27 protein-coding genes are annotated in these 23291 nt (G+C 59.3%); 1 reads left to right on the top strand and 26 read right to left on the bottom strand.

Going from position 1 to position 23291, the window contains the following annotated elements:
* Window positions 1-92: 92 nt before the first annotated feature.
* Genes BTE54_RS17850 through BTE54_RS17860 form a run of 3 tightly spaced genes read right to left on the bottom strand, consistent with a single transcriptional unit; the run spans window position 93 to window position 1946 of the window.
* A complete protein-coding gene (locus BTE54_RS17850; RefSeq protein WP_078053383.1) occupies window positions 93-1259 on the bottom strand; it encodes a contractile injection system protein, VgrG/Pvc8 family in 1167 nt (388 codons plus the stop codon).
* Window positions 1260-1262: 3 nt separating this feature from the next.
* Entirely contained in the window at window positions 1263-1475 is a 213-nt protein-coding gene (locus tag BTE54_RS17855; RefSeq protein WP_020811263.1) for a tail protein X, read from the bottom strand.
* Window positions 1476-1481: 6 nt separating this feature from the next.
* On the bottom strand, window positions 1482-1946 hold the full coding sequence (locus BTE54_RS17860) for a phage tail protein (RefSeq protein ID WP_078053384.1): 465 nt from the start codon (window positions 1944-1946) through the stop codon (window positions 1482-1484).
* Between the two features lie 44 nt (window positions 1947-1990).
* On the opposite strand from BTE54_RS17860, the gene BTE54_RS17865 reads away from it, so the two are divergent.
* The gene (locus BTE54_RS17865; RefSeq protein ID WP_245316641.1) at window positions 1991-2314 is read left to right on the top strand and encodes a signal recognition particle; all 324 of its coding nucleotides are present in this window, start codon (window positions 1991-1993) and stop codon (window positions 2312-2314) included.
* Here the strand turns inward: BTE54_RS17865 and BTE54_RS17870 are convergent.
* The 23 genes from BTE54_RS17870 to BTE54_RS17975 form a co-directional block, all read right to left on the bottom strand.
* Window positions 2311-4461, bottom strand: a complete 2151-nt coding sequence (locus BTE54_RS17870) for a phage tail tape measure protein (RefSeq protein ID WP_078053386.1) — start codon at window positions 4459-4461, stop codon at window positions 2311-2313. The genes BTE54_RS17865 and BTE54_RS17870 overlap by 4 nt on opposite strands.
* A 123-nt stretch (window positions 4462-4584) precedes the next feature.
* Window positions 4585-4860 (bottom strand): phage tail assembly protein, encoded by a 276-nt coding sequence (locus BTE54_RS17875; protein ID WP_078053387.1) that lies wholly within the window; start codon window positions 4858-4860, stop codon window positions 4585-4587.
* A gap of 74 nt (window positions 4861-4934) precedes the next feature.
* Entirely contained in the window at window positions 4935-5405 is a 471-nt protein-coding gene (locus BTE54_RS17880; RefSeq protein ID WP_078053388.1) for a phage major tail tube protein, read from the bottom strand.
* Between the two features lie 50 nt (window positions 5406-5455).
* A complete protein-coding gene (locus tag BTE54_RS17885; protein WP_078053389.1) occupies window positions 5456-6919 on the bottom strand; it encodes a phage tail sheath C-terminal domain-containing protein in 1464 nt (487 codons plus the stop codon).
* Between the two features lie 113 nt (window positions 6920-7032).
* Window positions 7033-7635, bottom strand: a complete 603-nt coding sequence (locus tag BTE54_RS17890) for a DUF4376 domain-containing protein (protein ID WP_078053390.1) — start codon at window positions 7633-7635, stop codon at window positions 7033-7035.
* A 3-nt stretch (window positions 7636-7638) separates the two neighbouring features.
* Window positions 7639-8571: a hypothetical protein gene (locus BTE54_RS17895; RefSeq protein WP_078053391.1), complete on the bottom strand. Its 933-nt coding sequence runs from the start codon at window positions 8569-8571 to the stop codon at window positions 7639-7641.
* A gap of 61 nt (window positions 8572-8632) precedes the next feature.
* Window positions 8633-8806, bottom strand: a complete 174-nt coding sequence (locus tag BTE54_RS25130; RefSeq protein WP_198939184.1) for a hypothetical protein — start codon at window positions 8804-8806, stop codon at window positions 8633-8635.
* Between the two features lie 9 nt (window positions 8807-8815).
* A complete protein-coding gene (locus BTE54_RS17900; protein ID WP_078053392.1) occupies window positions 8816-11080 on the bottom strand; it encodes a hypothetical protein in 2265 nt (754 codons plus the stop codon).
* 12 nt (window positions 11081-11092) lie between these two features.
* Window positions 11093-11758, bottom strand: a complete 666-nt coding sequence (locus BTE54_RS17905) for a phage tail protein I (RefSeq protein WP_078053393.1) — start codon at window positions 11756-11758, stop codon at window positions 11093-11095.
* The gene (locus tag BTE54_RS17910; protein ID WP_078053394.1) at window positions 11755-12708 is read right to left on the bottom strand and encodes a baseplate J/gp47 family protein; all 954 of its coding nucleotides are present in this window, start codon (window positions 12706-12708) and stop codon (window positions 11755-11757) included. The genes BTE54_RS17905 and BTE54_RS17910 overlap by 4 nt, the downstream gene beginning before the upstream one ends.
* Window positions 12705-13088 carry a GPW/gp25 family protein gene (locus BTE54_RS17915; RefSeq protein ID WP_078053395.1) on the bottom strand — a complete coding sequence of 128 codons (384 nt, stop codon included), beginning with the start codon at window positions 13086-13088 and terminating at the stop codon, window positions 12705-12707. The genes BTE54_RS17910 and BTE54_RS17915 overlap by 4 nt, the downstream gene beginning before the upstream one ends.
* Complete coding sequence (locus BTE54_RS17920) at window positions 13039-13239, bottom strand: hypothetical protein (RefSeq protein ID WP_078053396.1); 201 nt, start codon at window positions 13237-13239, stop codon at window positions 13039-13041. The genes BTE54_RS17915 and BTE54_RS17920 overlap by 50 nt, the downstream gene beginning before the upstream one ends.
* Window positions 13240-13248: 9 nt before the next feature.
* Entirely contained in the window at window positions 13249-13809 is a 561-nt protein-coding gene (locus BTE54_RS17925; RefSeq protein ID WP_078053397.1) for a phage baseplate assembly protein V, read from the bottom strand.
* Complete coding sequence (locus tag BTE54_RS17930) at window positions 13806-14558, bottom strand: hypothetical protein (protein WP_078053398.1); 753 nt, start codon at window positions 14556-14558, stop codon at window positions 13806-13808. The genes BTE54_RS17925 and BTE54_RS17930 overlap by 4 nt, the downstream gene beginning before the upstream one ends.
* Before the next feature lie 14 nt (window positions 14559-14572).
* Window positions 14573-14956: a hypothetical protein gene (locus BTE54_RS17935; RefSeq protein ID WP_158080271.1), complete on the bottom strand. Its 384-nt coding sequence runs from the start codon at window positions 14954-14956 to the stop codon at window positions 14573-14575.
* A gap of 58 nt (window positions 14957-15014) precedes the next feature.
* A complete protein-coding gene (locus tag BTE54_RS17940; protein WP_078053400.1) occupies window positions 15015-16067 on the bottom strand; it encodes a major capsid protein in 1053 nt (350 codons plus the stop codon).
* Window positions 16068-16156: 89 nt separating this feature from the next.
* Window positions 16157-16594, bottom strand: a complete 438-nt coding sequence (locus BTE54_RS17945; RefSeq protein ID WP_078053401.1) for a head decoration protein — start codon at window positions 16592-16594, stop codon at window positions 16157-16159.
* A gap of 53 nt (window positions 16595-16647) precedes the next feature.
* Window positions 16648-17691 carry a head maturation protease, ClpP-related gene (locus BTE54_RS17950; RefSeq protein ID WP_078053402.1) on the bottom strand — a complete coding sequence of 348 codons (1044 nt, stop codon included), beginning with the start codon at window positions 17689-17691 and terminating at the stop codon, window positions 16648-16650.
* Between the two features lie 11 nt (window positions 17692-17702).
* The gene (locus BTE54_RS17955; protein ID WP_078053403.1) at window positions 17703-17960 is read right to left on the bottom strand and encodes a hypothetical protein; all 258 of its coding nucleotides are present in this window, start codon (window positions 17958-17960) and stop codon (window positions 17703-17705) included.
* Window positions 17960-19531, bottom strand: a complete 1572-nt coding sequence (locus BTE54_RS17960) for a phage portal protein (RefSeq protein ID WP_245316642.1) — start codon at window positions 19529-19531, stop codon at window positions 17960-17962. The genes BTE54_RS17955 and BTE54_RS17960 overlap by 1 nt, the downstream gene beginning before the upstream one ends.
* An 80-nt stretch (window positions 19532-19611) precedes the next feature.
* The gene (locus BTE54_RS17965) at window positions 19612-21726 is read right to left on the bottom strand and encodes a terminase gpA endonuclease subunit (protein ID WP_198939185.1); all 2115 of its coding nucleotides are present in this window, start codon (window positions 21724-21726) and stop codon (window positions 19612-19614) included.
* A gap of 17 nt (window positions 21727-21743) precedes the next feature.
* Window positions 21744-22346 carry a hypothetical protein gene (locus tag BTE54_RS17970; protein WP_245316644.1) on the bottom strand — a complete coding sequence of 201 codons (603 nt, stop codon included), beginning with the start codon at window positions 22344-22346 and terminating at the stop codon, window positions 21744-21746.
* A gap of 179 nt (window positions 22347-22525) precedes the next feature.
* Complete coding sequence (locus BTE54_RS17975) at window positions 22526-23098, bottom strand: hypothetical protein (protein WP_078053405.1); 573 nt, start codon at window positions 23096-23098, stop codon at window positions 22526-22528.
* Window positions 23099-23291 lie beyond the last annotated feature (193 nt).

Below are 23291 nucleotides of genomic sequence, written 5' to 3' on the forward strand. Positions count from 1 at the left end.
GTGGTTCAAGCACCCGGCGAGGCCGGGCTTTGCCAAGTCACGCGATGCGACCAGACAGGAGAGGCCGACGCGTTGCGCCGGCGATCAGTGATTTAGTTTTCGTCTGCGCGCCCCAGCCGAGGCGTCAGGAAGTGCGCCGGCGTTGCGGGTGTACCAGGTGCACTGTTTGGCGCGACTTTGCCGCCGCCTTCCGTTCCGCCCTTCGAGCCGCCAGCCCCGCCAGGGGAACCGCCGCCCTCGTCGTCGCCGCCTTCCGTCGATGATTTGCCATCGTAAAGCTTGCCGGAAATGTCGGTGGTGAAGGTGCCTTTCGCGACATATTTGTGCGTGGCCGTGTCGATGATGTAGGGCACGCCATCGAGGCCCGCCCGAATGCCGGCGTAGAGCAGGGGAGCGCCGGCGCAGATCGAGGTATCGCCAATCACCGTGACCGATGTACTGCCCTCGCCACGCTTCAGGCTTTTGGCTTTCGCCTGCGCCGCCTTGTCCGCTTCATCCGGCGAGGAAAACGGCTCCGGAATGCGGTAGACGCTTTCGCCATCCGCATCCGCGTCCGCTTCGATTTCGACGCGTTGCGCCTTGTCACTGTCCTGATAGTAGGCAACCACCTTGCTGTATTTGGTGCGGTCGCCAATATCGAATTTCAGGCTACCGAGCTGCACCATTTCAGGCGTGACGATGACACTACCGATATTGTCGCCGCTCGCCGATCTGCCCGAACCCAGCTTCGAGAACAGCAACCGGCCCTGCTTGATCGAGAACAGCCCGTTATGGCGCTGGGCGAGCCGGCGCAGAAAATGCAGATTGCTTTCATCTTGCTGTCCGATCCAGTCATAGACGAACTTCGCCAGGTCGGCATCAACGGCCGGCGTCAGGCCGCTTTCATCGGCGATCTGCGAGACGATATCGCCAAGGGATTTCTTGTCCCATGCCCGCTCTTGCCGTTCCTTCAGCTTGCCGCTTCGGAAGTCCACGGCCTTTCCGGAGATCGACAGGCCATAGGGCAGACAAGAACCATTGATCTTGTCGGCCGTGAAGGTGCCGAGCGAACCGAGGTTCTGGCCGTAGCCCATCCGGACCGCAATGATTGCGCCCTTGCGGGGCAGGGCCAGAAAATCGGGCGAGCCATCGTTCAGCTCGATATCGACCGTGTCGGATTTCAAGCCTTCCTTATCGGTCACTGTGATGGATTTCAGACGCTCATAGAACGTGCCGGCCACGGGCTGGCCGTCAATGGTGACTTCGACGCGTGGATGCATGGTTCAATCCCAAAGGCTGACAAGGCGCGGTTGCGTCGTGGTGGACGGCATGGCCGGCATGATGATCGTGGTGCCGAGCGGCAGCACCACGCCCAGCGCCGCGAGGCCCGGATTTGCTTCAAGCACGGCCTCGACGACTTTTTCAGTCCGGCCGTAATGTGCGAGGCAGGCGAGATCGACGGTTTCACCCTGCCGTGTGATATATGTGTTCGACATGGAAAATCACCGGAAGAGATTGGAAAGAAAGCTTGTGGCGCGATCCAGAATGGAGCCTCCGGCCAGGGGCGTTGTGTCCGGCTGGCGCTTGAGCTTGATGGCGTAGGCGTTGCGAGCAGCCACGCCGCGCGCGTTATGAAGCGACTTGTCTTCCTCGATGCCTTGCACCGTGAAGACGCCTTGGATGACGCCCTCGACGGCATCACCCGTAACCAGCATCATGGGAACGCCCGCCAGTGCTTCAGCGGTAATCCCGTCGAGCTGCGATTGCCCGCCGAATTCCTCCGTGAAGATCACGCCAGCGATTGTGATTTCATCTGACGTTGGCCCGGTCCATTGCTGCGGGTTAAGGGTTTGACCCACGGCCACTTCAGCCCATTGGGTGTTCAGGGAGCGTTTGACACCCTGATAGCCGAAGCCCAGCGCCTCGAAAGCGTAGTCGCCGAGCATCATTGACGTGTAACCGGACATATTTTACCTCTGGCGACGCATGATGAATAAGAGGGGGAACAGCGGTGAAGCCAACGCTGATACTTGCACCGCTGATGATTTTCGCGACCGTCGCGCTTGCCGCCCCTAAAAAGGATTCGAGCGACATTGCACTTCAGCTCGGAACAGTTTTGGCTGCCGAAGACTTTTGCGGCCTAACCTATGATCAAGGGATGATCACTGCTTTTATCGAGAAGAATGTGGCGGCCGACGACATGGGTTTCGCTTCTCTGTTGCAGTTAATGACGGCCGGAAAACAATCCGCCCAAAAGGGCATGACAGCCTCCGCCAAAGCAGCCCACTGTACACAGATACGCAGGACCGCTAAGGCGAACGCTTTTATCCGCTAGTCGCTATAAGAGCTTTCGACGCCCTGCCGCACCTTTTCGCCGACTTGCGCAGCGGCTGCATTACCGGCCGCCTCCGGATCGGAAACACCCGTGATGCTGATCTGGTTGTGGACTGTGACGCTAACAGGCTCGCGGTTTGTCACCCTCACATCCTGCGTGCCATTCGGCTTCACCATTTCAGCAATCGAGCCAGCATCGATGCGCGCCAGAACCGGCTGACCGGAGGCGCTTGGCGTCGGCGGTGCATTGCCCCCGGTCCCACCGACGCCAGAAATACCGGCGTGTTCGCGAAAGCTGAAATCCGGTTTGGCAGCATCGCCGAACCAGAAGCTGTCCCAGCCAGAAACCCCCGAAGCGTCCTTGTTGAGGCCAAAGAGTTTCTGCAAGGCTTCCTTGTACTTTTGCTGGTTCTTGACCTGATCCTCAAACGTGTCGCCGGGGGTGTCACCCAAGCTCTGGACGGACAAGCCGAAGCCGAGCTGCGAACCAAAACCCTTCAGCCACTGGCCAGCCTGGCTGTACCAAGGCAGAACCTCAGGGACATTGCCGCCCCCACCTTTGGGAGCTTTACCGCCCGGTTTTCCACCGTCACCACCCAGCCCCGGAAACTCGCTCAAAGTCCCTATCGTCTTAAGGATCGAAAGCGCAGTGCTCGCGCCTGAAAGAAGCATCAATGCCCCAGCCAGCTTGCGAATTGTGCCCGCCAGCATCGCGATGCCGGCCGCGTACAAGAAAAGCTGGAAGCCGTAACCAGACATTTCCGCGAGGAATTGGGCAATCGGGTTATCCTTGATCGCGTCATTTAATTCGCGGATGGAAGCTCCCCATTCCTTGGCTTGAACGAAGATGCTGCCGATCCGATCTGCCGCGTTTGGATCGATTTTACCGAACAGCAAATCGCCCAAATCTTCTGTCAGTTCACGCACACCGCCTTCGTAGCCAAGTCCCTGCATGAAGCCCCTCATTGAGGCCTCTAACTTATCAAAGATCGTCACCCGACTGCCAAGGGTGTCGATCACATAGCCAATGGCCTCAGCGCCCTCACGGATTGCCGGCAACATGTTGTCGCCCATCTCCGCGAACTTGTTAGAAATCTTGTTTCCCAAGAGATCGAGAACGTTGCGCGTGGTGTTAGCGCGCTGGACATACTCGGCAAAAGCCGACCCGGAATATTTCGTCCGGTCGGCCACGGATGCGAGGGCCTGGTCGAGCAGCTTGATATTCCCGACCAGCGGCATGAAGGCGCTGGCTTCATCGCCGAAGAATTCAGATAGGAGCGCCGTCTGTTGGTGCTTCGGAGCCTTGGCAATTGCAGTCAGCACCTTTCGCAAGGTGCCCTTTGCGTCTTTCTGCATGTCCTTTGCGATGGACGGCAGATGCAAGCCGAGGGCTTTTGCCGCGTCCTTCTGTGACTTCTTTGCAAAATCACCTCTTGCCATAGCGCGGATAACGTTCTTCATCGCCGTGCCGGCCGTGCTGGCATCCGATCCGGCCGCGATCATGGCGCTACCCATTGCCGCGACGTCTTCTTTCACAAAGCCGCTCATCTCGCCGATGGCGCCAACGCGCAGCATGAATTCGGTGACATCCTTGGCCTTGGACGCCATGTTGTTTGACAGATGGTTGATGGCGTCGGCCATATCGCCAGTTTCGGCGACGTTCAAACCGAGCTGGGTTTTCAGCTTGGCGAGGCTTTCGCCGGCGTCGGCCGCCGTCATATCGAAGGCAACACCCACGCGGGCGGCCATTTCTGCGAAACTTTGTAGATCCTCAGTCGCAACACCGGACTCGCCAGCCGCCGCGAACAGGGCTGCAATGTCGGTTGCGGCCAGAGGGATTTCGCCGGACATGCGCCGGATGCTACGGCGCATGTTTTCAAACTGTTCGTCCGTCGCCTCGACAACCTTTTTCACATCAGCAAAAGCGGTTTCGAATTCGATGGCAGCGCCGGCCGTCGCCGAAATACCTTCGGTCGCGCCGAGGTAGCCAGCACCCAGCGCGACGGCCTGCCCGATCAGCCCGCGCATCGGGGCAAACGCCTTCATCTGCTGGCCTTGCAGCCGGTCGAGAGTGCGGAAGATCGGGGCGGATTTTGCGACGACATCTTCCAGAAGGGAGATGCGCAGGGTGCTTTGCACGACAGACATTTTATTGCCTCATGATCTTGGAAAGCTCACAGGACTTTTCGAAATAGGCCAGCAGCTTTTTAGGAGTCCATCGCTCAATGGCTTCAAGCGATGTGGAGTGACGTTCGGAGACGAAGACGGCGATCAGCCGCCAGTCGTGTCCTTCTTCTTCTCGTTTCCCAAGAGGTCGGCCGTCGCGGTGACGATCTTGGAAAAGTCCTTCGCACCAATCTTCTTGAACGCCGGCAGGGGCGTGTCAGAGATTGAGGCGAGGATCGCGGTCATCTTGGAAAGCTGGCCGTTCATCTGGTCGCCGATGATCAGATCACCTACGGTCGGCTCGCGGAAGGTCAGCTCGGTGATTGTGGTTTCGCCATTGGTGACGGGCTTGGCGAGGGCAACAGTTACAGTCTCGGTCATAGTAGAACCTCAAAGAAATGGCCCGCATGAAAGCGGGCCGGATGAAAGGAAAATTTGGGAGGCGTGACGCGCCCTTAGATCAAGAGCGCGCTCCGAATGTCGGCGTTCTGCGAAACGCCACCGACCTTGAATTCGAAATCATCCATTTCGTAGATTTCCGCGCCGTCGATTTCGAGTTTGTAGTAATTCACGTCCACGGCGTAATCGTTTGCCGCCAGATCGCCACCCTTCCAGGTGCCGGGATCGGGCTTGTAGAGCTTGCCACGAATGGACATGACCGCGCTGTGCGTGGTGCCATCTTCATCGACGTGCGCGCCGGTAACGAGGAAGGGCGTGTCAGCGCCGGGCTTCAGGCCGAAGAGCTTCAGGATTTGCGGGTCAAGGCCCGGCATCTTGAAGCTGAATTCCAGCGCATTGTAACCAAGGTGCACGTTGCGTTCCTTGATCATGCCGGCGTTGCGCATCCCCTCGCGCTTGGCTTCCGGTACAGGCGGCGTGATTTCGCCGATCTGGCCGAGCTGGCTTTCGCGATCTGCCCACAGCATCGCGAAGGATGTAACGGGGAAGGGTTTTTTCTGCCATGTCTGGCTACTCCTTATGCGGCAACCGCAAGCGGGCCGGTTTCGATAAGCCCATTCACTTCATCCAGCAGGAGCCGGTAGTAGAGAATGTTGCGGTGAGTGGTGATGTGGATTTGCTCCATGATGGCAACAGGCTCGAACTCGACATCGAGGAAGAGCTTGCCGTTTGCCATTAAGGTCGGATCGTTCTGCGTCGAGAACCAGCAACGGAAACCGAGGATGTCTCCGTTGTTTATGAAAGCGCGGCCAGCAGCATTACCGTCCTCGATCATCATCTTCATGTTGGCTTTCGAGAACTTGCGATCCACGTAGAGGAAGTAGATATCTTCCAATGCTTCGTTGACCATGTCGGCCGTGGCGCGAACGTTGTCGAACTGCCAAAGAGGGTCATCCGTCGCCAAACGACTACCCCAGGTGCGGAAGCCGCCTCGCTCATTGATGATGGTCGCCACCTGATTTTCGTTCAGGTAATTGGCGTCATCGGGATACGTGATCGTACGGGCAACGCCGTCGATGGTGCGGATGATCTTGTTCGAAACCGAACCCGACACGCCCTCATCACCCGCGACCACGCGGGCGCGTACGCCAGCAAAGACCGCTGCGACGGGCTTTGTCACCGGAACGCCGTTCACGTTCTTGATGACCTTTGGATCGATAACCAGAATGCGACCGCCGTTGATGGTGCGGCGGAAACGCAGGGCTTCGGCACTGGTCGTGTTCGGGCCGCTGATATAGGCACGAGCGCGAATTTTCGGAGTGATTGTGTTCAGTGCCGAAACGAACGGGTTTGCAACATCGCCGACATTCGCGGTTGCCTGCGGCAGTACCTTGGCAGCGTCAGTGCCGCCACCTTCGAAGGTAATGACAGGCGGCTCCGAGAGCTTCTTGCCGGGCTTGACGACGCGGACGGCCACGACCTTATCCGCATTGACACCGTCGCCCATGACCGCTTCCAGCGTCGGCAGCTCTTTACCTTGATCGTTACCACCGTCCGTGGCTTTGACGATTGGTGGCTCGGTCAGCTTGGAGCCTTCGGCGACGACCGAAACCGACACGACGCCGGCCTCGATCCACGCGCCGGTATTACCCGCCGTGATGATGACGCGCGGCTGATAGCCAGTCAGACCCTTTGCCCGGAGAGCCGCATAAAGGCCTGTACGGGCGACCGGGTCGCCGATGAGGTTCGCTTGAAGCTCTGCGGGATCGGCGCTGTGCTCGACGCGATTGATGATGCACCACGAACCGCCTTCGCCGAAAACCGTCTGCACGTCTTCGAGCAACGTGCCGTCAGCGCCGAGGCCGGCCGCTTGCGTCAGCGAAGTGACGAGTGTCGGATAATTCAGCGGAAAAGCAGCCGGATCGGCATCAGGTGCCGTGCCGTTGACGAACGTAATGCCTTGACGCTGAACACGAAGAAGCGAGGGCGTCACCGCGCTTTCAACCAAGGTCACGCCATGCGCATAGGCCAGGTCAGCCATTTATAGACTCCTTTGAGAGTTTCAGATTGTGAGGGAAGGCCCGGATCATTCCGGGGGAGGAGTTAGCGCCCCGCCAACTAAGGCGAGCCGTATTGTCAAGATGCGCGGATGCCTTACGGCCAGTAGGCCGGGTTAATCGCGAAATCCGATGGGATGGTGGCCATGTTCTTCAACGTGCGTGCCGCGAAGATGTGGGCCTGTTTGTGGTTCAGGGCCGCGTAGCCAAAACGCATCGCGGTTTGCGCATCCATTGGATGGGTCGTGTTGTCCGCTGCGATCCACCGGAATTCCGCTGGCGCGTTCGGGTCAAGAAGGCGTTGCCAAGCGAAGTTACCCGGCTCCGCGCCGTAGATCGTGATCGCATCGGTTGCCGCCGCTTTCGCGCCAGCAATGTTTTCGCGATCTTCGGGGCGAGATTGGTAATGCACCCCCTCAAATACAAACCCGGCGTCTATGCGACGGTCACGCTCGACATCGACCGCGTTTGCGTTCGGTTGGCGAAACGCTCTCAGAATGTCGGCATATACCGTTTCGTATGTGTCGATTTCCTCGGGGATAGGGCGGGGGGCTTCAAGAAGCCAGTCCGCAATGAACGCTTGCCCGGTTTGCTGCCCTGTCGACGCCTCAACAGGCATGGCGACGTAGAAGTCAAACATGTGTATCGCGTTCGGATGCTGCTGCTTGATGCAGAGTGCCAGTTCATCGTGAGAAAGCATGGATCACCTGTTCCGTAGAGCGACACAGCGCAGATAGGTTGCATTGTTCGCACCGACATTGCCGCGCCGCAGACCAATGACCACGTACGGATTTGAAGCCTGTCCGATACTGTCCGTGATGCCGGTATCGAAGCCGCTGAATTCCACGATGCCAGAGTTATGCTGGCAGTTGACACCCGCCTCAGCGAACCTGTCGTGAAGCCACCCGTAGTTTGCCGCCCACAACTGCCCGGAATCGCTGGCTTGGAAAATCCAGTTGCCAGATGGGTTGAGAAGGCCGATTGACCCGGAGTTGTGATGCAGAGAGCGCGTCTGGTTATTGTCGGTATCGGTCAAATTGAGGGTCGGCGCGCCATTTTTGATTGCGAATGCGCCCGTAATTGTCCCGCCCGCCTGCCTCAGGTAGCGGCCATCGAAGAGAGCAATCAGTGCCGTCTTGATGTTACCCCATGTCCACCGGAACATGGTGGAGGAGCCAGCCTTCGTGCCCGCCAAGGTGTCGCCATCGTCAGGCGTTTCCAAGCCGTTTGCGCCAGCGATGGCAGCGCCTACCGTGGCGGTCGTTGTCATCGTCGGCAGGTTTTCAAGCGGCACCTTGCTATCCAGACCGAGCGGCGCAACGCCTTCCGGCGCGTTTCGCTGGTCTTTGAGAAGATAGTTCGCAAGACTGGTCTGGATATCCTGCAAGCCGGCCGCCGTCGCATAATAGGCCGGCAATTGCCCGCCGAATTTAAGCGTATCGGGCGCTTTGCCGCCGATGATGATCTGGTCGATCTGGTCCTGCGCCAGCGTAATCGATTGCTGGAGAGTTGCCAGTTTAGGAGCCACGTTGACTTGAATATAATCAAGAGAAGCCTGAATGCCCTGCGCCATCAAGGTTTCAAACGATGCTTCAAGTTCTTCGCGGGCAAGCAGCCGCAAATGAATGTCGGCCATTGTGCTATTCCACAATGGCCGATCAATCAGCGTTTTAGGGTACGATGGAAGCTGATAGCCGTCAGACCTCTCTGGCATAATCCAGCACCTCGTCACCTTCCTGCTCGATAATGTCGAGAACGACCTTGCCGACCATTTCGATTTCATTGAGCGGCTTGTATGTGAATGCCCCGAGTTTAACGGGTCGAGCGAGTTTCACCTGATAGGTTTTTTCAGCGTTGATCTGGAAAGCCATGAGAACCCCTTAGAGTGCAGCAATGAAGGCGTCCTGCACGAACGGCACGGAGGCAACATTGTTGGTGGCGGCTGCTGGGCGCATGCGAGCGGCATTGGCAGCAGCGCCGAGCGTGTAGGTGGAAAGATAGGTCCGTCGCGAAGGCCGCTGCGGATCAACCGTGATTTCAGTGGTGTTCGGATTGACCACCGTATTTCCGACCATGATCGCTGGCGTGAAGGTGTGGCGGTCAGGATCGAAGCTATCCAGCGTAAATTGCGTCTGGATGCTTGTAGTGGAAAAGCCAAACGGGAAGCTCTTCGTGACGCCCCGCATGGTGTTGCGGTTGCGGGCAACGCGGGAAATCGCCTTTTGGTCAAGCTGGATCATCGGCTGCAAATCAGCCGTGCCCATCATGACCATGCGCAATTCCACGGATGCCGGAAGCCCGACGAGCGGATTTGTTGCCGGGTCGCCGTCATCCAGCTCGGTCCAGACATTCGAGCCGGAAGGCCGGATTTCCCAACCGAGCGTACAACCGCCCGGCACCCAACCAGCAAACAGCATGTCGATTTGCGTCATGCCGTCCGCGAGGTTCAGAGCCTGCATCGGAATGACCGTGCGGGGGCTTCGATAGCGGGCGGCATTCAGGCGGAAGCAGATATCTGTTTCCGTTGACCCCTGCGCAAACGCGCCGTCTGTCGTCAGGAACTGCGTTCCGCCCGTGTACTTGTTGGACCCGGAAATATGCAGGGCGTGCGCGCCTGTCGTGACTGTGACGAAAGCATAACGCTTTCCGCTCTCCAGCAGCGTGATAGGAAGCACCGCCTTATTCCAGCCGACGACAAGATCGGCATGGTTCAACTTGCCCTGCGCCAGCACCGCATCAAAACGTGGCATGCCGCCAGTCGTCGTTTCCACGATGAAAACATGCACGTCGCCGTCAGTATCAACGCGGGCAAAAGACAGGTCGAGACTCGTCACCTGCATGGGCTGCGCCACTAGGAAGGACTGGCCATAGATGGAGCCGTTAAGCCCCACCTGCTCGGTTACGTACTCCCAATAGGGCTCGCTATAGGCTTCATATCGAACCGTCCGGACGCCGTAGGTCTGATGGCCGGGACCGTTGTTGACGCCGACATAGACGACTTCGAAAAGCTCGCCGTTGACGCTCAACATTTGCCCCACCCTGGCATCGCCGCCAAGGCCGGACCAACCAGCCGCATTCTCGCATGCCCCCATCGTTGGACCGTAGGTAACGCGAACCCGCGATGCCTCTTTGCTGATGGCCGTCACTTCCGTATGCACCAACTGCGAAATGTTCAGCGTGCCATCCAGTGACGTGTTTGCAATGCGCGTCACCTCGTCAAAGGCCGGCACCATGCGGCGACCACGGAAAGCAATCCGTGGATCGTCTTCGGCCTGCACTTCGAGGCGGGCTTGCGCTTCGGCAGCAAAGCCGAACCGGACGCCCTCTTCAATGCGCGCCAGCCAGTCAACATGCGTCATATCCCAGCGGTCAGGGATAAGGCCGTCATCGAAGACATAGGCGCGGGCCTCGTCTGGAAGATCGACCTTCAGCCGGGCAGCGCCGATATCGCGCTGCATTTGCCGAATGACCTCGCGACGTGGGATTTCCGTAAGCTTTCCCTGAATATTGACGATCTGCGTTTCAATCGTCTCGGTCCGCATGAAGAGGCCATCGAGATCGACTTCCAGCGCCGTCACGCGGCCCTCAACTTCATAGAGGGTTTTGACGCGGTCACTGTTGCCCGGCTCGATGGCGTCAATGCCAGAAGACGTCAATAGGACGAGCGCGATGCAGGCATCCGTGGAATCCACCACCGGCTTGACCGGAACCGGGTTTGCTTCGCCCGGCTGCACGATCAGGTCAACGACACGCCTGATAGTCTTCGGCGTGGTGCGGTTTACGATGACACTGGTTTCGGGATCATCAGACGTTTCGAAAGGCCGCGTGGCGGTTTCCGTGATTTCCCTTCCGCGAAGCAGAACGGCAACCCAGCGCTGGTCAGAGGCGGCGACCGGAATATGAAGCTGCAAGTTCACATCGGCCGGGGCTTCGTGCGCGTAAACGATCTTGCCGGCAACATAGCGGCCGGCCGAAACCGTGATTTCCTGCGCCGATTTGCGAGCGACCGTGAAGGCGGCCCAATGGGCAGGATAGCCGATGGCATCCTGCCAGAGTTCGTCTATCGCGTTTTGCGCCTGCTGACCGATAGCGTCAAAGTCCGCGTAATCTGCGATTTCGGCGTCTGCAAAGGAAGTGCGTTGCATGTCTCTTTTTCCTTAATCCAGCCGCTTGCGATCCATGTAACCGCCGATGGCATGGCTTCCGTCGATGAAGATGTTGTCGTTAAAGGTGATGCCGCGCCGCCATGCGAAGGAAACCGAGTAGAGCGTCTCCGGCGTTTTGGCGGTCGTCATGGCGCGCTTGGCGCGGCGGATGGGTTCAAGGTCAACCGAAGTCATTGCAGCCCGTCCGAAGGCGCTACGGCCAATCTGGAAACGGTTCTTCGGGGCGGTCAGCGTGACGCGCACCAGGTAGTGCGCGACGAACGGCTGATGCGCTATGGGGGTTCGCCCTATCACTGCCCGGCCGAAGGTAAATCGGTTCGGATGTGCGATGCGATCCACAATGACCGCATCGACAAAGGCAAGATAGCGTTTCAAGCCAGCGAGCGTTCCTTTCAGCGCCGCCAAAGGTGACGCCGGGTAGAGCGTGGAAACCCCGGCGCATTGCGCGATCATTTCCCGCTTTCGCTCGTCGGTCCAATCGTCAAACCAGAGATCGACCGAATGATGCACGGCAAGCCAAGGCAGGAACCGCGCCGGCGTCTGGTACGGGTCCATCAGCACGGCGTAAGGGATCGGCAAGTCATCCGACATTGCGGCGGCAAGCGCCTTTTCGAATTCCTCCGACGATGGCGGAAGCAAAACGCCTACATCGCTCATGCCCGCACCTCGATTTGAATATCAAGGCTGGTCATGACGGGCACCTTGTACGGGTCCGGCTCGATGATAACGGGAGCGAGATCGCGAACGCGGATTACGCCATCGCCGAAGGCAGCTCCGGAAAGCAGGGCTTGCGGGATTTCGCCGCCAATCAGGATGCGGGAGGTTGCCGCCGCGATGATGCGCTTTTCCGCTTCGGCCTTGATGATGCCGGCGCTGGCGCGAGCGGCCACGATTTCGAGCGAGAGCGAAACCGCATATTCGGTGCGGCCGGCCGCCATGACCGAAATGGCAACGGCTTCCGGCGCGCGGTCCGGATGCGTGACAGCAGCCCGGATAACGGCCAGCTCGGCATCTGTCGGAAGCCTGCCCATCGGACCGGCTATGACAACATCCGTATCACCGCGCCGGCCGTGGACCGCCCGGCCATTCACTCGCGCATCCCAAAGCCCTAACGACTTGTCAGAGGATTGCGGCCACGCCGTCCAGGCATCGAACAGATAGCGGCCGGCCGAACCAGCAGCCGGTAAATCGAAAGACAGGAGGTAGCGGCGAAGCAAGGCGTCATCGCTTTCCATGATCGCGGCCGAGTTGGGCGTGGCAGGAGCGACAACCAAGCGGACGATGTTGCGGCCGGCTGTGATGGCTTCCAGATTGCTGCCCTTGGCATAGGCCGCCAGTAGCGACCGAAAGGCATCGTTGACGCGCTGGCGATCCATCAGGCGCAGATAAGACCACGCCTCGCCGACAATGCCGGCAGGATCGGTTTCAAGGTTTTGCACGTCATAGACCGGCAAGGCCGGGTTGATGGCGCGCATCTGGTTCCAGAATTCCAGAAACCGGACCTTGAAGGCCGAATAGAGTGTTTCGAAATCCAGAGCCTCAATGGCATCCGGAGCCGGCAGGCGCGAAACGTCGATGGCGGCCGGCGCGTAAACAGCAAGTGTCATGATGATCTGCCCGCTATGACGACCCGCGTGCTTTGATCTTCCGCAATGGAATAATCGCCGCGATGGCCGAGAGGATAATAGACGCCGAAGATTTCCAGCGAGATTTTGCCGCTCGCGTCGGCACGGCTGACTTTTCCGAACCGCATCCGGAAACGCGGTTCCCATTTTTGGATGGCGATTGCGGCCGAGGAATAGAGCGCCAGCACGTTGCGGCGCGTCATCTTCGCATCGACCAGGTCCGGCAGTTCTGAGCCGAAATCACGCCGCATGACACGCGCGCCAATCGGCGTGTTGAGGATTTTGTCAATTGACTGCTGGGTGTGATCCCAATCAGTCAGGGGCGCGCCGGTTGCGGCGTTGACGCCGGTTGAGCTTGGCATCCTCTTTCCCCTTTTCATCGATTAGCGAGACGACATCGCCGAAGGGCAGCGCAAGCTCGCGGGCCTGATCGGCAGACAGTTGGATTTGTTCGCCGGCCTCGCGCCAGCGCCCGGCAATCTCGCAGCCGGTACGAACCGTGTAATTTTTCATGGGGGTTCCTCAGTCTATCGCGAAGACTTTTCCCGAGCCTTCGACAATCGGCCAAAAGCCGGCCGACGATCCGCTCTCGACGTGCACCTTGTCGCCGATCCGCGCGACCTGCTTGCCGCCGTCGCCGCCGAGCTGCACGTTATCGGATTGCACGATGACCTTCTCGGCGGTCACTTTCACAAGGCCGCCCGTCGCCTCGATGACGGTGTCGCCGATCTTGACGTGAAACGGCGTATTGCTGTTTTCGCGGGCGTTCTCGTCGCTATAGGTCGAGAAGTCGATCTGCGCGTCTGCGAGATCGCCGCTTTCCGAAACCACGTCCACTTGCTCGCCGACGCTGTAAAGCACATCGACCTTGACGCCACCGGCCGAAAGCGTGCGCGCCTTGATCCATGGCGTCAGGTAAGGTTCCTCACCCTGCCGAGACAGCTCGACGCGATACCTGCTTTTGTCGTCGCTGATTTCGGCAATCTTGCCCTTGCGGCGACGGTTGCGCTCGCGCCGTTCGATATCGGCAATCCGGTAATTCAATTCCTCGATATGGTGGGCCAGCCACTCGGCACCTTTCATGGCGAACCCCCATCCGGAAGCGTCAGCAGCATGGCATCGGCTTCATTGTGTGTCATGCCATAGCGCCGCATTGCCGCCGCCAGTTCTCCATCTTTGCCGGCGATCTGCGCTTTCATGAGTGCGATCTTTTTGACCATGTCCGGCTCGCGGTGCACCAGGTCGCTTTCGCATTTGGCGAAGAATGCGGCCATTGGCGTTCCCGGCTTCAGGGGCTGGCCCGCGACCGGCTCGGCAATGGCGGCAACAGTCATTTTCATCTGATGCGCCGCCAACCGAACGCCGTTCGTGTCGCCGCTGATACGCGCGCGTTGGCATTTCTCGACCCGCAAAATCAGGCTGTTGAATATCGCGGCCCACTCATTGTCCGGATCAGCCAGCGCATCCGCAATCTGGCGAAGCGTCATATCGAGATAAAATTCGAAGTTGGCGTCGGCCGCAGGAAGGCCATTCATGATGACCTTCTCATCCGTAAGTGGATCGGTCATCAGGTGCGGCGAAGCAACGCCGGCTTCAAAAACCAGATCGATTTCACCGCTGGCGATCAGGGAGCGCAATTCAAGGCCGCTCACCTGCTTGCTGTCGTCGGTATAGACCGAAACGAATTGCTTTTCCTGCGGGGTTTTAAGCTCACCGGCAGAGCTGGTTTCCAGAGCGCCGATTTCGCTATCGAGAACATTGTCGCCAACCAGCGTGCGACCTTTAACGGCTTGAACGGCGCAGATGCGCAAGGCGATACGAACAAGAGACATGGCACCTACCAGCGTCAGGCTTGATTAAGCCCGGCAATCAACCGGGTGTGATTTCGGTCATCGACCGTGGAAACTTCAAAGACCGGTTCGCCGGGGCGCTCCAAGGCGCGCAGCTTGTCTTTCTTGCGAAGGACGATATCGGGGTATTCGGTGCGGTCGATGTAGAGAGCCGCCTTTCCCGCCGCTATCCGCGAATGCAGGGAGCGGCCGCCGCTGACATCGAGAGGCCCGGCCGTTTCATCACCGGTCCGTAAAACCGCCATGATGATGACTTGCGGCCGGTCCGGATCGGCCTTTTCGTTTTTCATGGGCGACAGACGAATGCGCTCCGCAAACCTTTGGTCGACTCCGGACACAACAGCATCGCGCGCAGCCCGAAAGGAAGAAGCAACCGGCATGGCAATCCCCATGGAATGCGCCCGGCCGTCGAGATGGCGACCGGGCGTTTGTTGATAATCAGTTGGTCTTGAGCTGCACCAGGCAGTCAGGCTGCTTGCAGATGGCCAGCATGTTGGACTGCGACTTCATTTCGAGGCCGGTTCCATGTTTCAGCGTCTCGGTAGAGATGAAGATCGAGCCGTCTTCGCCTTCCGTAGGCGCCTGATTGACGCGGTCGATATGATAGGCCGGGCCATCATAGGTGCGGAACATGGACTGCGTGCCGGTCGGGTAGGCCGTGCCGCTGTTATCGTCCACATTCTTGACCGTCGAAATAGAGCCATCATTCGCCTTGACCGGCAGACCACCCTTATACTCGCGGAAGAGAATGTCGCCGAATTCAAAGACGCGACCCCAATTGCCGCCGAGGCGCTGGCGTTCAAGCGTTGTGTGAAGGCCGGAATTCTGCGCCTGCACCCAAAACTTTTCGACCTTGGCATGCGAGATCAGCTTGGAGAAGAATTTCGTATCGACCACGGCTTCCACCGCGCCGACCGTTTCACCCTTGGCATTGCTGATGATGTGGTCGCTTGCTTCCTCGCACTTGGCGCGGACATCGGTAGCGGCCGTGCCGAGCGCGAAATCGATTTCCTTCTTTTCGACGCCGAACGTGTCGTAAAGATTGTAAAGCGTGCGAAGCTTGCCGTCCTTGATTTCGCCGCGGAGCATGCCGAGCCGCAGAAACTCGCGGGTAATCGCATGGTTCTTGCGGATGATGACAAGCTTGCGTTCAAGTTCGGCGTCGAGCGAGCGCTCGGTAATCTCGCCGTTGACGACTTCAAGCATGCCGTCGATATCGCCGACGAGGATGTTTTCGAAGTGCGTGAAATGCGGGATCGCAATGATGATGCCGTTCTGGTCATCATCATCGGCGACCTCACCAGGTGCACCCGGTTCCTGATGCGAGAGAACGACAATCTGGCCGTCGCGGAAGTCGATGCGAACCATGCGCGACCGCTTCGGCTCGCTTGGCGCGATGCCCAGCGCATTGAGAAGGCCGAAGGTGTTCGGCAGTTTGTTGACCTCGTCGGTGAGTTCAACGTTGGTGTAAGGCAGCAAGATTTCAGGCATTGCCGATTGTTCCTTATGAAGAAAAAGGCGCAGGACATCGCGTCCCGCGCGCGCAGGCTGAAAGGCCGGCTATTGATGGAAAGGGTGGATCAGGCGCGCAGGATCAGGCCGAGGCGGTCTTCGATATCTGCGATGGCAGCGGCCTGCTGTTCGGCAGTGACGCCAGCGGGCCAGACGATGTTGGCACGGTTGAGAACCGAGAAGCGACGGGAATAAAGCAGACCGTCCACGCGGTCCACGCCGTCCGGCGCTTCGCAGTCCTTCAGGCAAACGCCGTGCACGATCTGGCTACCGTCCGTCGCGGCCGGGTCCCATGCGACCAGCTTGCCGAGCTTGTCGCCGGCCGGCGCTTGCTCGGTACCGACAATCCTACCGACGAGCTGGCCGAGCTTGACCAGGCGGGCAGCGCCGCCAGTGCCGCCGAGCAGCGTGCCAACGGCGCGCGAGATTTCGGGATCTACTTCCTTCTTCAGCAGCGTGGACATGCCGGGGGTCTGCTGGAATTTCATGACAGGCAAAGTGCCCATGGTTCTTTCCTTTCGAAAGGAATTGGAGTTTCAGGGGTGGCGCGCGGAGCCGATCAGCTCTTTTTCATCTTGGCGGCGCGGGCATCCATACGAGCGGACAGACCGCCCTTGGCCTGCGGCTTGCCGTTCGGCTCGCGGTTGAGGTTTTCCGCATTCATCATGCGGCGCGGCGGCAGGTATTCTTCCTCGCCGGCGTCCGCTTTCGGTGCGACGGACAGGGTTGCCTTGGCGGCCTCAACAGTGTTGCCCGCGTTGAACAGATGCTCGGCAAGTGCCTCGCGGCCCTTGGCTTCATCCAGCGCCATGATGGCGGCGCGACGCTCAAGCGCTTCTTTCACGGCATCGTTCGCGGAGGCCGTCAGTTTCGCGACCTGTTCTTTCAGGCCATTGTTTTCCGTTTCAAGCAGCGCGGCGCGCTCTGCATCGGTCATGGTGGTTTCCTTTGGAGGGTTTGGCGTTTGGGTCTTCGGCGGATGGCTGGATGCCATCGACCATTTCTTCGTTTTCGCCAGCGCGACCAGTTTTCGGGGCGCGTGCGCAAACAGGCTGTAATCGAAGGCCGCAACCGGCTTGGCCTTTGTGGTGGCCGTCGCATCGGCGAAGCCTTCGGCAACCGCCTCATCGGGGGTAAACCAGCGTTCCGCCTTCATAATCTCGCGGCAATCTTCAGCGCTCTTGCCGGACTTTGCGGCGTAGACGCGCGCATAAGAGGTCGCCAAGGCTTCCAGCGCCTCGATTGTCTTGCTGTGTTCGCTGGAATTTCCGAAGGTGAAACCGCTCGGATCATGGATCATCATCACGGAGCCGGCCGTCATGGTGACGGTTGCGCCGGCCATGGCAATCAGCGAGGCGGCCGACGCGGCTATGCCTTCGATGACAATGTTCGTGATACCGGGGCGAGCCGACAACAGCGCGTGGATTGCAGCGCCTTCCGTCGCAACGCCGCCGCCTGAGTTCAAATGAACGTCAAGTTCGGAATCGCCATCGATCTGTGAAAGCGCGACGATCACATCGGCAGACGTAAAACCGTCATCGTAGTAATACTCGCCGACATAGCCGGAAAGCCGAAGCTTTCCGTCTTCAAGGATTGCAGCCATTTGGGATTACCTCAGTAGGGCCGGAAACGACCGCTAATAGCGTGCCGCCGAATTTTGGGTTTCTCGCCGCGCGCAATCTGGCAATTGCGGAGGGCTTCATTCAAAGCGCGCTGCACCTGATCGAGCGAGGCGGTGGAATAGCGCATCATGTCTTCGCCGAAGCGGCCTTCCGTCATCATCTCGCCGGTAAGCAACGCTTCCTCGACGCGCCGCAGTTTGACTGCGCGCGCGCACCAGTCAATCTTCAAAGGATCGTCATTATCGGCCATCAGGCGGCCTCCTTTGTTGGATCGCGGTTGCCTTCGGCAGCAGCCCCAAGCGGCCCGCCGCCCCCGCCTTGCGAGCGGCCAAAGGGATGCGGAACGCCTTCAGCGTCGAACATTCTCTTTTCGATGCCGAGCTGGGCGATCTGTTCTTCGCCGTTCCTGCCGACGAGCGCGCATTCGTCATGGAAAGTGGAGATTCCCGTTTCCATACGAACCTTGGCAGCAAGCGCCGCCTTGTAATCGTCGGCAGATGGTGCAGCCGGTCCGCTCCATTCAGACTGGAAGACGCTTTCGCGGTCCCGGCTGAAGGCTTCATATCCGCCCTTGAATGGAATGATCTTGCGAAAGATCATCTCATCAAGCCAGCGCTCGAAAACACCTTGAAGGAACGGGGCAACGATCCGCGAGCGCCGACGCATGACGATAGGCCAGATAGTGGCAACGGCCATACGAACCGACGAATAGGAGGCGTTGGAATGATCCATCGCCAGTGCCTCGTATGTGATGCCGAGGCATCGGGCTATTTCCTTCAGGAGACTTTGGAAGAACGGGAGATACTGCGAACCCGGCGTTGCTGCCGAATGCATCTCGAAAGTTTCGCCCGGCCCAAGATGATTGATGCGGCCGGACTCGGACATCGAAATGCCCTTGTTCTTCAGGGCATCAATGCGATTGCCCCAAACGTCCATCAAGTCTTCCTGCAGGCCGCCGATGAATGCGCCCCAATCACCCTCATAACCTTCGGGCGGTTCCATTTCGGAAAGCGTCCTGATGGCGTCGAAGGCGGTTTCGCTGGGTTCGGGGCTTTTGATCGTCGCCGCGAAGATGGTTTGCATCAGTGCCGTGGCGAGCGTTGCATCCGCGAGCTGGTCGGATTGTGCGATGACCTTCAGCACCGCCGCAATGACAGAAATGCCGCGCGGGCTGTTGAGGTTTGCGGCACGGTCCATGACGTGGATAACGTCAGCGCCATCAATAGTCCGATCGGTCTCGATACCGTTCTTGCGGACGCGGAACTTGTAGCCAATCGCCCGGTTGAGTTCGTCATGATAGACGCCCTGATCAAGCCCCTCGCTTTCGTTGGTCGTGCGCGGGCAACGATGCGAGGCAAGAATGGAAACCTTCAGGCCGACGGTCAGACCGAGGCGACGTTGCACGTCGAGCGGCAGTTGATCGAGAACCGCAAAGCCCTCACCCGTGGCGAGGAAGCTGCGCAGCAGCGCTTCCGCCATATCCGCAATCGTCGCCTTGCCAGCGAGATCGCATTCCTTCGGGTTCCACGCAAAGCGCCGCCATGCCCGTTCAACCTTGCGGCACCATGCCGATGCCTGCTTTTTGGTGTAACCGAAGGCTTCTAGCTGGGAGCGCAGATTGAGTTTCAGTTCGTCGCCGATAGTATCGGTGATGATCTGTTCAACCGCGCCCGATATCCAGCCGCTGTTCTGCATGAAGTCGAAGGCAAGCGCCGAGGCGCGTTCGGCCGACTCACGAACATCGAGGCGGGCATCGCGCGTGACGGCGCGGCGCATGGCAAGGGTTCCTGCCGTGTCGCCGCGCAGATATCGCGCAGTCATCTTTCGCGCCAGCGGCTTGTTTGCGGCCGGGGCAGTTACCCGAACCGAATTCGCCTTGACGCGATGGCGAGGTTTTTTACTCAAGAGTATGACCCCCAACGTTTGCGCTGACGCGACTTCTTGCCGGTTGCTGGCGCTGGTTTCTGTTTTTGCTTGCTGAAGGGGCTTTCATCGGCCAGGTCGAACAAGTCGTTTATCTGTTCCGTGTCCCCGTGAAGATCACGGATCAAATCGGCCCAGCGGTCCGTTGTCAGCCGGCGCTTGTTTTCGAGGTGCCAGCCAAGCGCATAGGCGTAAACGGTCACGTCAAACCAGTCATTCTGGCGACCGTTGATCTTCTTCCATTTGCGCCCAGCCTTCGGATTGACCAGTTTTCGCGAACCGCGCTTGAGGCTGGTTCGCGCCTCTTCTTCCTCGTCAACCAGCCTTTCGGCCGTCAGCTCCTTGGCGAAATCGTTGTCGCAAAGGTTGGCAGCAAAATGGATGGTGCCCCGTGGCCACTGGTTATCCTCGCCGACGCCCTGCACCAGGTTGGCGAGGGCGGCCGCAACGGCCGTTTTCACATCGTAGAGGCCGACAGGATAGAGCAGGACTTTCGCAATCACGCGGTTGCGATGATCCTTGATATCCTTCTTTTTCGGCGTTCCGAGCCATGGCAGGCCGATGGGTTCGCGACCATCGAGAGCAAGCACATTCGGCCGGCCGGCGCAGAACCGGTAAACCCGGTCCGTTGCCCAGCCGGTATCGACGCCGGAAATATCCAAGCCCTTTTCCCTGCCGCTCGGCGTGACGTAGGTCCGAGAGAGCGCGTCAGAAAGCTTGATCCATGGTTCGTCCGACTTGTCGGGCGATCCCTCGAAAATCTCGCGGTCGATAAGGCAATACTGCCCGCGCGGCCCGATGGCATAGACACCCCACTTGATGCCGTAGCCCTGAACGTCAGCCGCTGAAACCAGCAGGGCCGCCCATTCCGGAATCACGTTGTTCGGTATGCCCTCGTCACGGGCCGCCTCGACGATCTTTTCATGATCGATTTCGACGCCGCCCGGATCGTATGGCAGGGCCAAATCCTGCTGATAAAACGCCTTCATTTTGGTGGTATCGCCTTGCGCGTCTTCCCACCGTTTCCAAATTTCGGCCCAGCGCTCGCGTGGCGCGTACGCCGCCCAAAGGTGATAGCTCGGTTCCCACTCACGGCACCTGCCCTCTTTTACGGGGCAAAGCCATTTCGCAAGATCGGCCGGCGCTATCGCCAGCGGTACAGCATCGTCACCCTCGTGGACGCGGCGCGCGATCCAGTGTGCCTGTTCCTCCATCTGCCGCTTGTGGCCGTCGAGGATCGGTTCGTCACAGCGGACGCAACGCATATGCACCGGAAGGCCACGCGCGGCGTCCGGCCCACGCATCATGTCGAATTCGAGCGCCTGATAGGTGCCGCAGTGCGGGCAAGGCATATAGCGATATCGCTGATCGCCCGCCTCGAAATCTTCGGTGATCGCGCATTCGCCAGCGATGCCCGGCGTAGACCCCTGCCATTCCTTGGCAAGATCGCCGTACATTTTCTGACGCGCCCGCGCCTGATCGCGAGGACTGCCGCGCCCGTCAACGTCTTTCGGGTAGCCCGTGACTTCGTCCATCGCCAGATACTTGATGGACACCATCTGCAAGCCCTTGGAAGAACCTGCATTGACGATCTGGCAGAAGCCACCGGCATAGCGCTTGAACGCGGACGTGCTGCCCTGTTCGTCACGGCTATTAACCGGCATCACCTTGTGAGCGATGCGGGGCGATACCTCGATTGTCGGCTGCAATTTGATGCGGTTGAACTTCGTCGCTTCTTCCAGCGTCGGCAGCACGATCATCATCGAGCCGGGCGCTTGATCCACGATGAAGCAAAACCAGTTTTCAATCGCGGTCGATTTGCCGAGCTGGGCGGCCCAGCGGCATGTGACGCGCCGCGCCGGATGATCCGGATGCAGGCAATCTTGTGGCTCGCGCAGATATGGAACGCGGTCCGTCAGGAAGTCACCCGGCCACGGGGAACCCGATTCCGGCGACACCTTGCGATAAGCGTCAGAAAATTCGCTTATCGTCAGGTCTTCAGTCGGCCGGCTGGCGGCCGCCATGCCGCGAAACAGGACCAACGCCCCATGGACAAGCTCTGGAAATCGAGCGCGAACATCGTGAATGGTCACTGGTAAGCCCGCCCTGATCAATCTTGCTGAAGTAGCTCGCCCTCGGCTTGGCGCTTCAGCGCTTCAAGTTGCTTTGTCACCTGCTCGTTGAAGGTCGCCAGACCAAGTTTGACGAACCCTTTCAGCGCAAGGCGCACGGTTCGTTCGTCCCAGCCGAACTTGAGCGAGAGCGTTGCGGCTTCCGGCTCGATGGCGCGCTCGAATGCGCTTTGCATCAGGGCAACCGCATCGCGGCCGGCCTGATCGACCTCGTCAACGATGGTGAGTTCGCCCCGCCGTTTGGCGAGGTCCATTTCCTTCAGCTCGGCGTCAGCGAGCGCTTTGCGCGCGTTGCCATCGGCCTGCGTTTTGTTGCGATTGTGGACGCCACCCGAGGAAGGTGCCGGGCTGGCCACGCTGCTGAAGAGCGTGCCGGCCGGGGCGGAACGGATGCGAATGTTGCCGGATCTATGCTCGACCAGGGCGATGTAATCAACCTTGTTCGACTTTCCGTCTTCGCGAAGCGGCAACGCTTCCGCGTGCTGCTTGAGGTAACGGGAGAGCGTCGAGCGATCCACCTTGTCGCCGGATTGCGTCAATCGCGCCGCCGCTTCGGTGATGGAAATCCAGTCTTCGTCCATCAAATCCATCCGTGCAAGCGTGCGTGCATCGTGCGTGTATGCGTGTACCGCTTTTCGAAAGTGCAACTAGTGAAATCCCGCAGTACCCCTGTCCCGTATGGTCGATTTTCTCCGAATACGGTCCCTAAATGGGGGGGGGGTGGGGGGTGCCACCCCTCAAAGGGGGCAGGGTCGAAGGGTCACGGGACCAGCTTATCAAGCACCGCCGAGACACGTTGATCGAGGAGCGGCGCGGCGATCCGATGGAAGGCGGCGGCCGTAGCGCCCGTGGACATTTCCACGGGAATGAAGACACCCGACCGGGCGAAGGTGATTTTACTGCCCGACGAATTCAGCCGGTAGAAGACATGGCCGTTGAACGCGGGAACCTCTTTGCGATCCGGGAACAGCCCGCCCCGCATGAAAGTGCCGGGGTAAAGCGTTGCCTTGCCGAATGGCCTTGCGACCACGCCAGCCGGCGTTTCCTTCGGCCGAAGATACTTGAGGCGAATGTTTCCGCCTCGCGTCGTCATGTCGAAGATGTACCGACCGGGGCGAGCTGCCGCAGGATTACCAATCGCCTTGACGATGACCTGCCGGGGCAAGCCGGTTGCTTTCGTCAGTTCACGGATGACAACCGTTTTCGAGCGGTTGCCCACCTGATTGACTATGCGGGGCAAGACTTTCGGGAATTGCGCATTCAGCGCCTGAAGGCGCTTGCCGTACTTGGCAAGGTTTCTGTCGGCCCATTTGATCGTCAAAACACCAGACATGGCCGTGCCTCCGGGGAATAGACCCTCTATAAACGAAAAAAGGCGACCGGGTTAGGGTCGCCTTCGCTCAAGTCCGCCGATGATATAGCTGTCGCACTGGCCTTGAATCGGTCTCTCTGGCGAGAGGGTCAAGGCGGGGTCTACCCGGCATACCCGCGTGGGAGGTTTTAACTCCACTCGCCGGTCGAGACCG

Origin of the sequence: Agrobacterium sp. YIC 4121, assembly GCF_002008205.1 — a bacterium.
Taxonomy (GTDB): domain Bacteria; phylum Pseudomonadota; class Alphaproteobacteria; order Rhizobiales; family Rhizobiaceae; genus Agrobacterium; species Agrobacterium leguminum.

Coding starts and splice junctions, on each gene's coding strand:
- BTE54_RS17895 (WP_078053391.1), bottom strand. CDS start 8,571: ATGGCCGACATTCATTTGCGGCTGCTTGCCCGCGAAGAACTTGAAGCA.
- BTE54_RS17925 (WP_078053397.1), bottom strand. CDS start 13,809: ATGAAAGGTGCCGAGTGGCTGGCCCACCATATCGAGGAATTGAATTAC.
- BTE54_RS17960 (WP_245316642.1), bottom strand. CDS start 19,531: ATGACTGCGCGATATCTGCGCGGCGACACGGCAGGAACCCTTGCCATG.
- BTE54_RS17920 (WP_078053396.1), bottom strand. CDS start 13,239: ATGAAAAATTACACGGTTCGTACCGGCTGCGAGATTGCCGGGCGCTGG.
- BTE54_RS17910 (WP_078053394.1), bottom strand. CDS start 12,708: ATGACACTTGCTGTTTACGCGCCGGCCGCCATCGACGTTTCGCGCCTG.
- BTE54_RS17860 (WP_078053384.1), bottom strand. CDS start 1,946: ATGTCCGGTTACACGTCAATGATGCTCGGCGACTACGCTTTCGAGGCG.
- BTE54_RS17850 (WP_078053383.1), bottom strand. CDS start 1,259: ATGCATCCACGCGTCGAAGTCACCATTGACGGCCAGCCCGTGGCCGGC.
- BTE54_RS17855 (WP_020811263.1), bottom strand. CDS start 1,475: ATGTCGAACACATATATCACACGGCAGGGTGAAACCGTCGATCTCGCC.
- BTE54_RS17875 (WP_078053387.1), bottom strand. CDS start 4,860: ATGACCGAGACTGTAACTGTTGCCCTCGCCAAGCCCGTCACCAATGGC.
- BTE54_RS17900 (WP_078053392.1), bottom strand. CDS start 11,080: ATGCAACGCACTTCCTTTGCAGACGCCGAAATCGCAGATTACGCGGAC.
- BTE54_RS17970 (WP_245316644.1), bottom strand. CDS start 22,346: ATGGACGAAGACTGGATTTCCATCACCGAAGCGGCGGCGCGATTGACG.
- BTE54_RS17945 (WP_078053401.1), bottom strand. CDS start 16,594: ATGGGCACTTTGCCTGTCATGAAATTCCAGCAGACCCCCGGCATGTCC.
- BTE54_RS17905 (WP_078053393.1), bottom strand. CDS start 11,758: ATGAGCGATGTAGGCGTTTTGCTTCCGCCATCGTCGGAGGAATTCGAA.
- BTE54_RS17890 (WP_078053390.1), bottom strand. CDS start 7,635: ATGCTTTCTCACGATGAACTGGCACTCTGCATCAAGCAGCAGCATCCG.
- BTE54_RS17975 (WP_078053405.1), bottom strand. CDS start 23,098: ATGTCTGGTGTTTTGACGATCAAATGGGCCGACAGAAACCTTGCCAAG.
- BTE54_RS17885 (WP_078053389.1), bottom strand. CDS start 6,919: ATGGCTGACCTGGCCTATGCGCATGGCGTGACCTTGGTTGAAAGCGCG.
- BTE54_RS17930 (WP_078053398.1), bottom strand. CDS start 14,558: ATGTCTCTTGTTCGTATCGCCTTGCGCATCTGCGCCGTTCAAGCCGTT.
- BTE54_RS17935 (WP_158080271.1), bottom strand. CDS start 14,956: ATGCCGGTTGCTTCTTCCTTTCGGGCTGCGCGCGATGCTGTTGTGTCC.
- BTE54_RS17950 (WP_078053402.1), bottom strand. CDS start 17,691: ATGGCTGCAATCCTTGAAGACGGAAAGCTTCGGCTTTCCGGCTATGTC.
- BTE54_RS17870 (WP_078053386.1), bottom strand. CDS start 4,461: ATGTCTGTCGTGCAAAGCACCCTGCGCATCTCCCTTCTGGAAGATGTC.
- BTE54_RS17880 (WP_078053388.1), bottom strand. CDS start 5,405: ATGCTGTGGGCAGATCGCGAAAGCCAGCTCGGCCAGATCGGCGAAATC.
- BTE54_RS25130 (WP_198939184.1), bottom strand. CDS start 8,806: ATGGCTTTCCAGATCAACGCTGAAAAAACCTATCAGGTGAAACTCGCT.
- BTE54_RS17940 (WP_078053400.1), bottom strand. CDS start 16,067: ATGCCTGAAATCTTGCTGCCTTACACCAACGTTGAACTCACCGACGAG.
- BTE54_RS17915 (WP_078053395.1), bottom strand. CDS start 13,088: ATGCCAAGCTCAACCGGCGTCAACGCCGCAACCGGCGCGCCCCTGACT.
- BTE54_RS17955 (WP_078053403.1), bottom strand. CDS start 17,960: ATGGCCGATAATGACGATCCTTTGAAGATTGACTGGTGCGCGCGCGCA.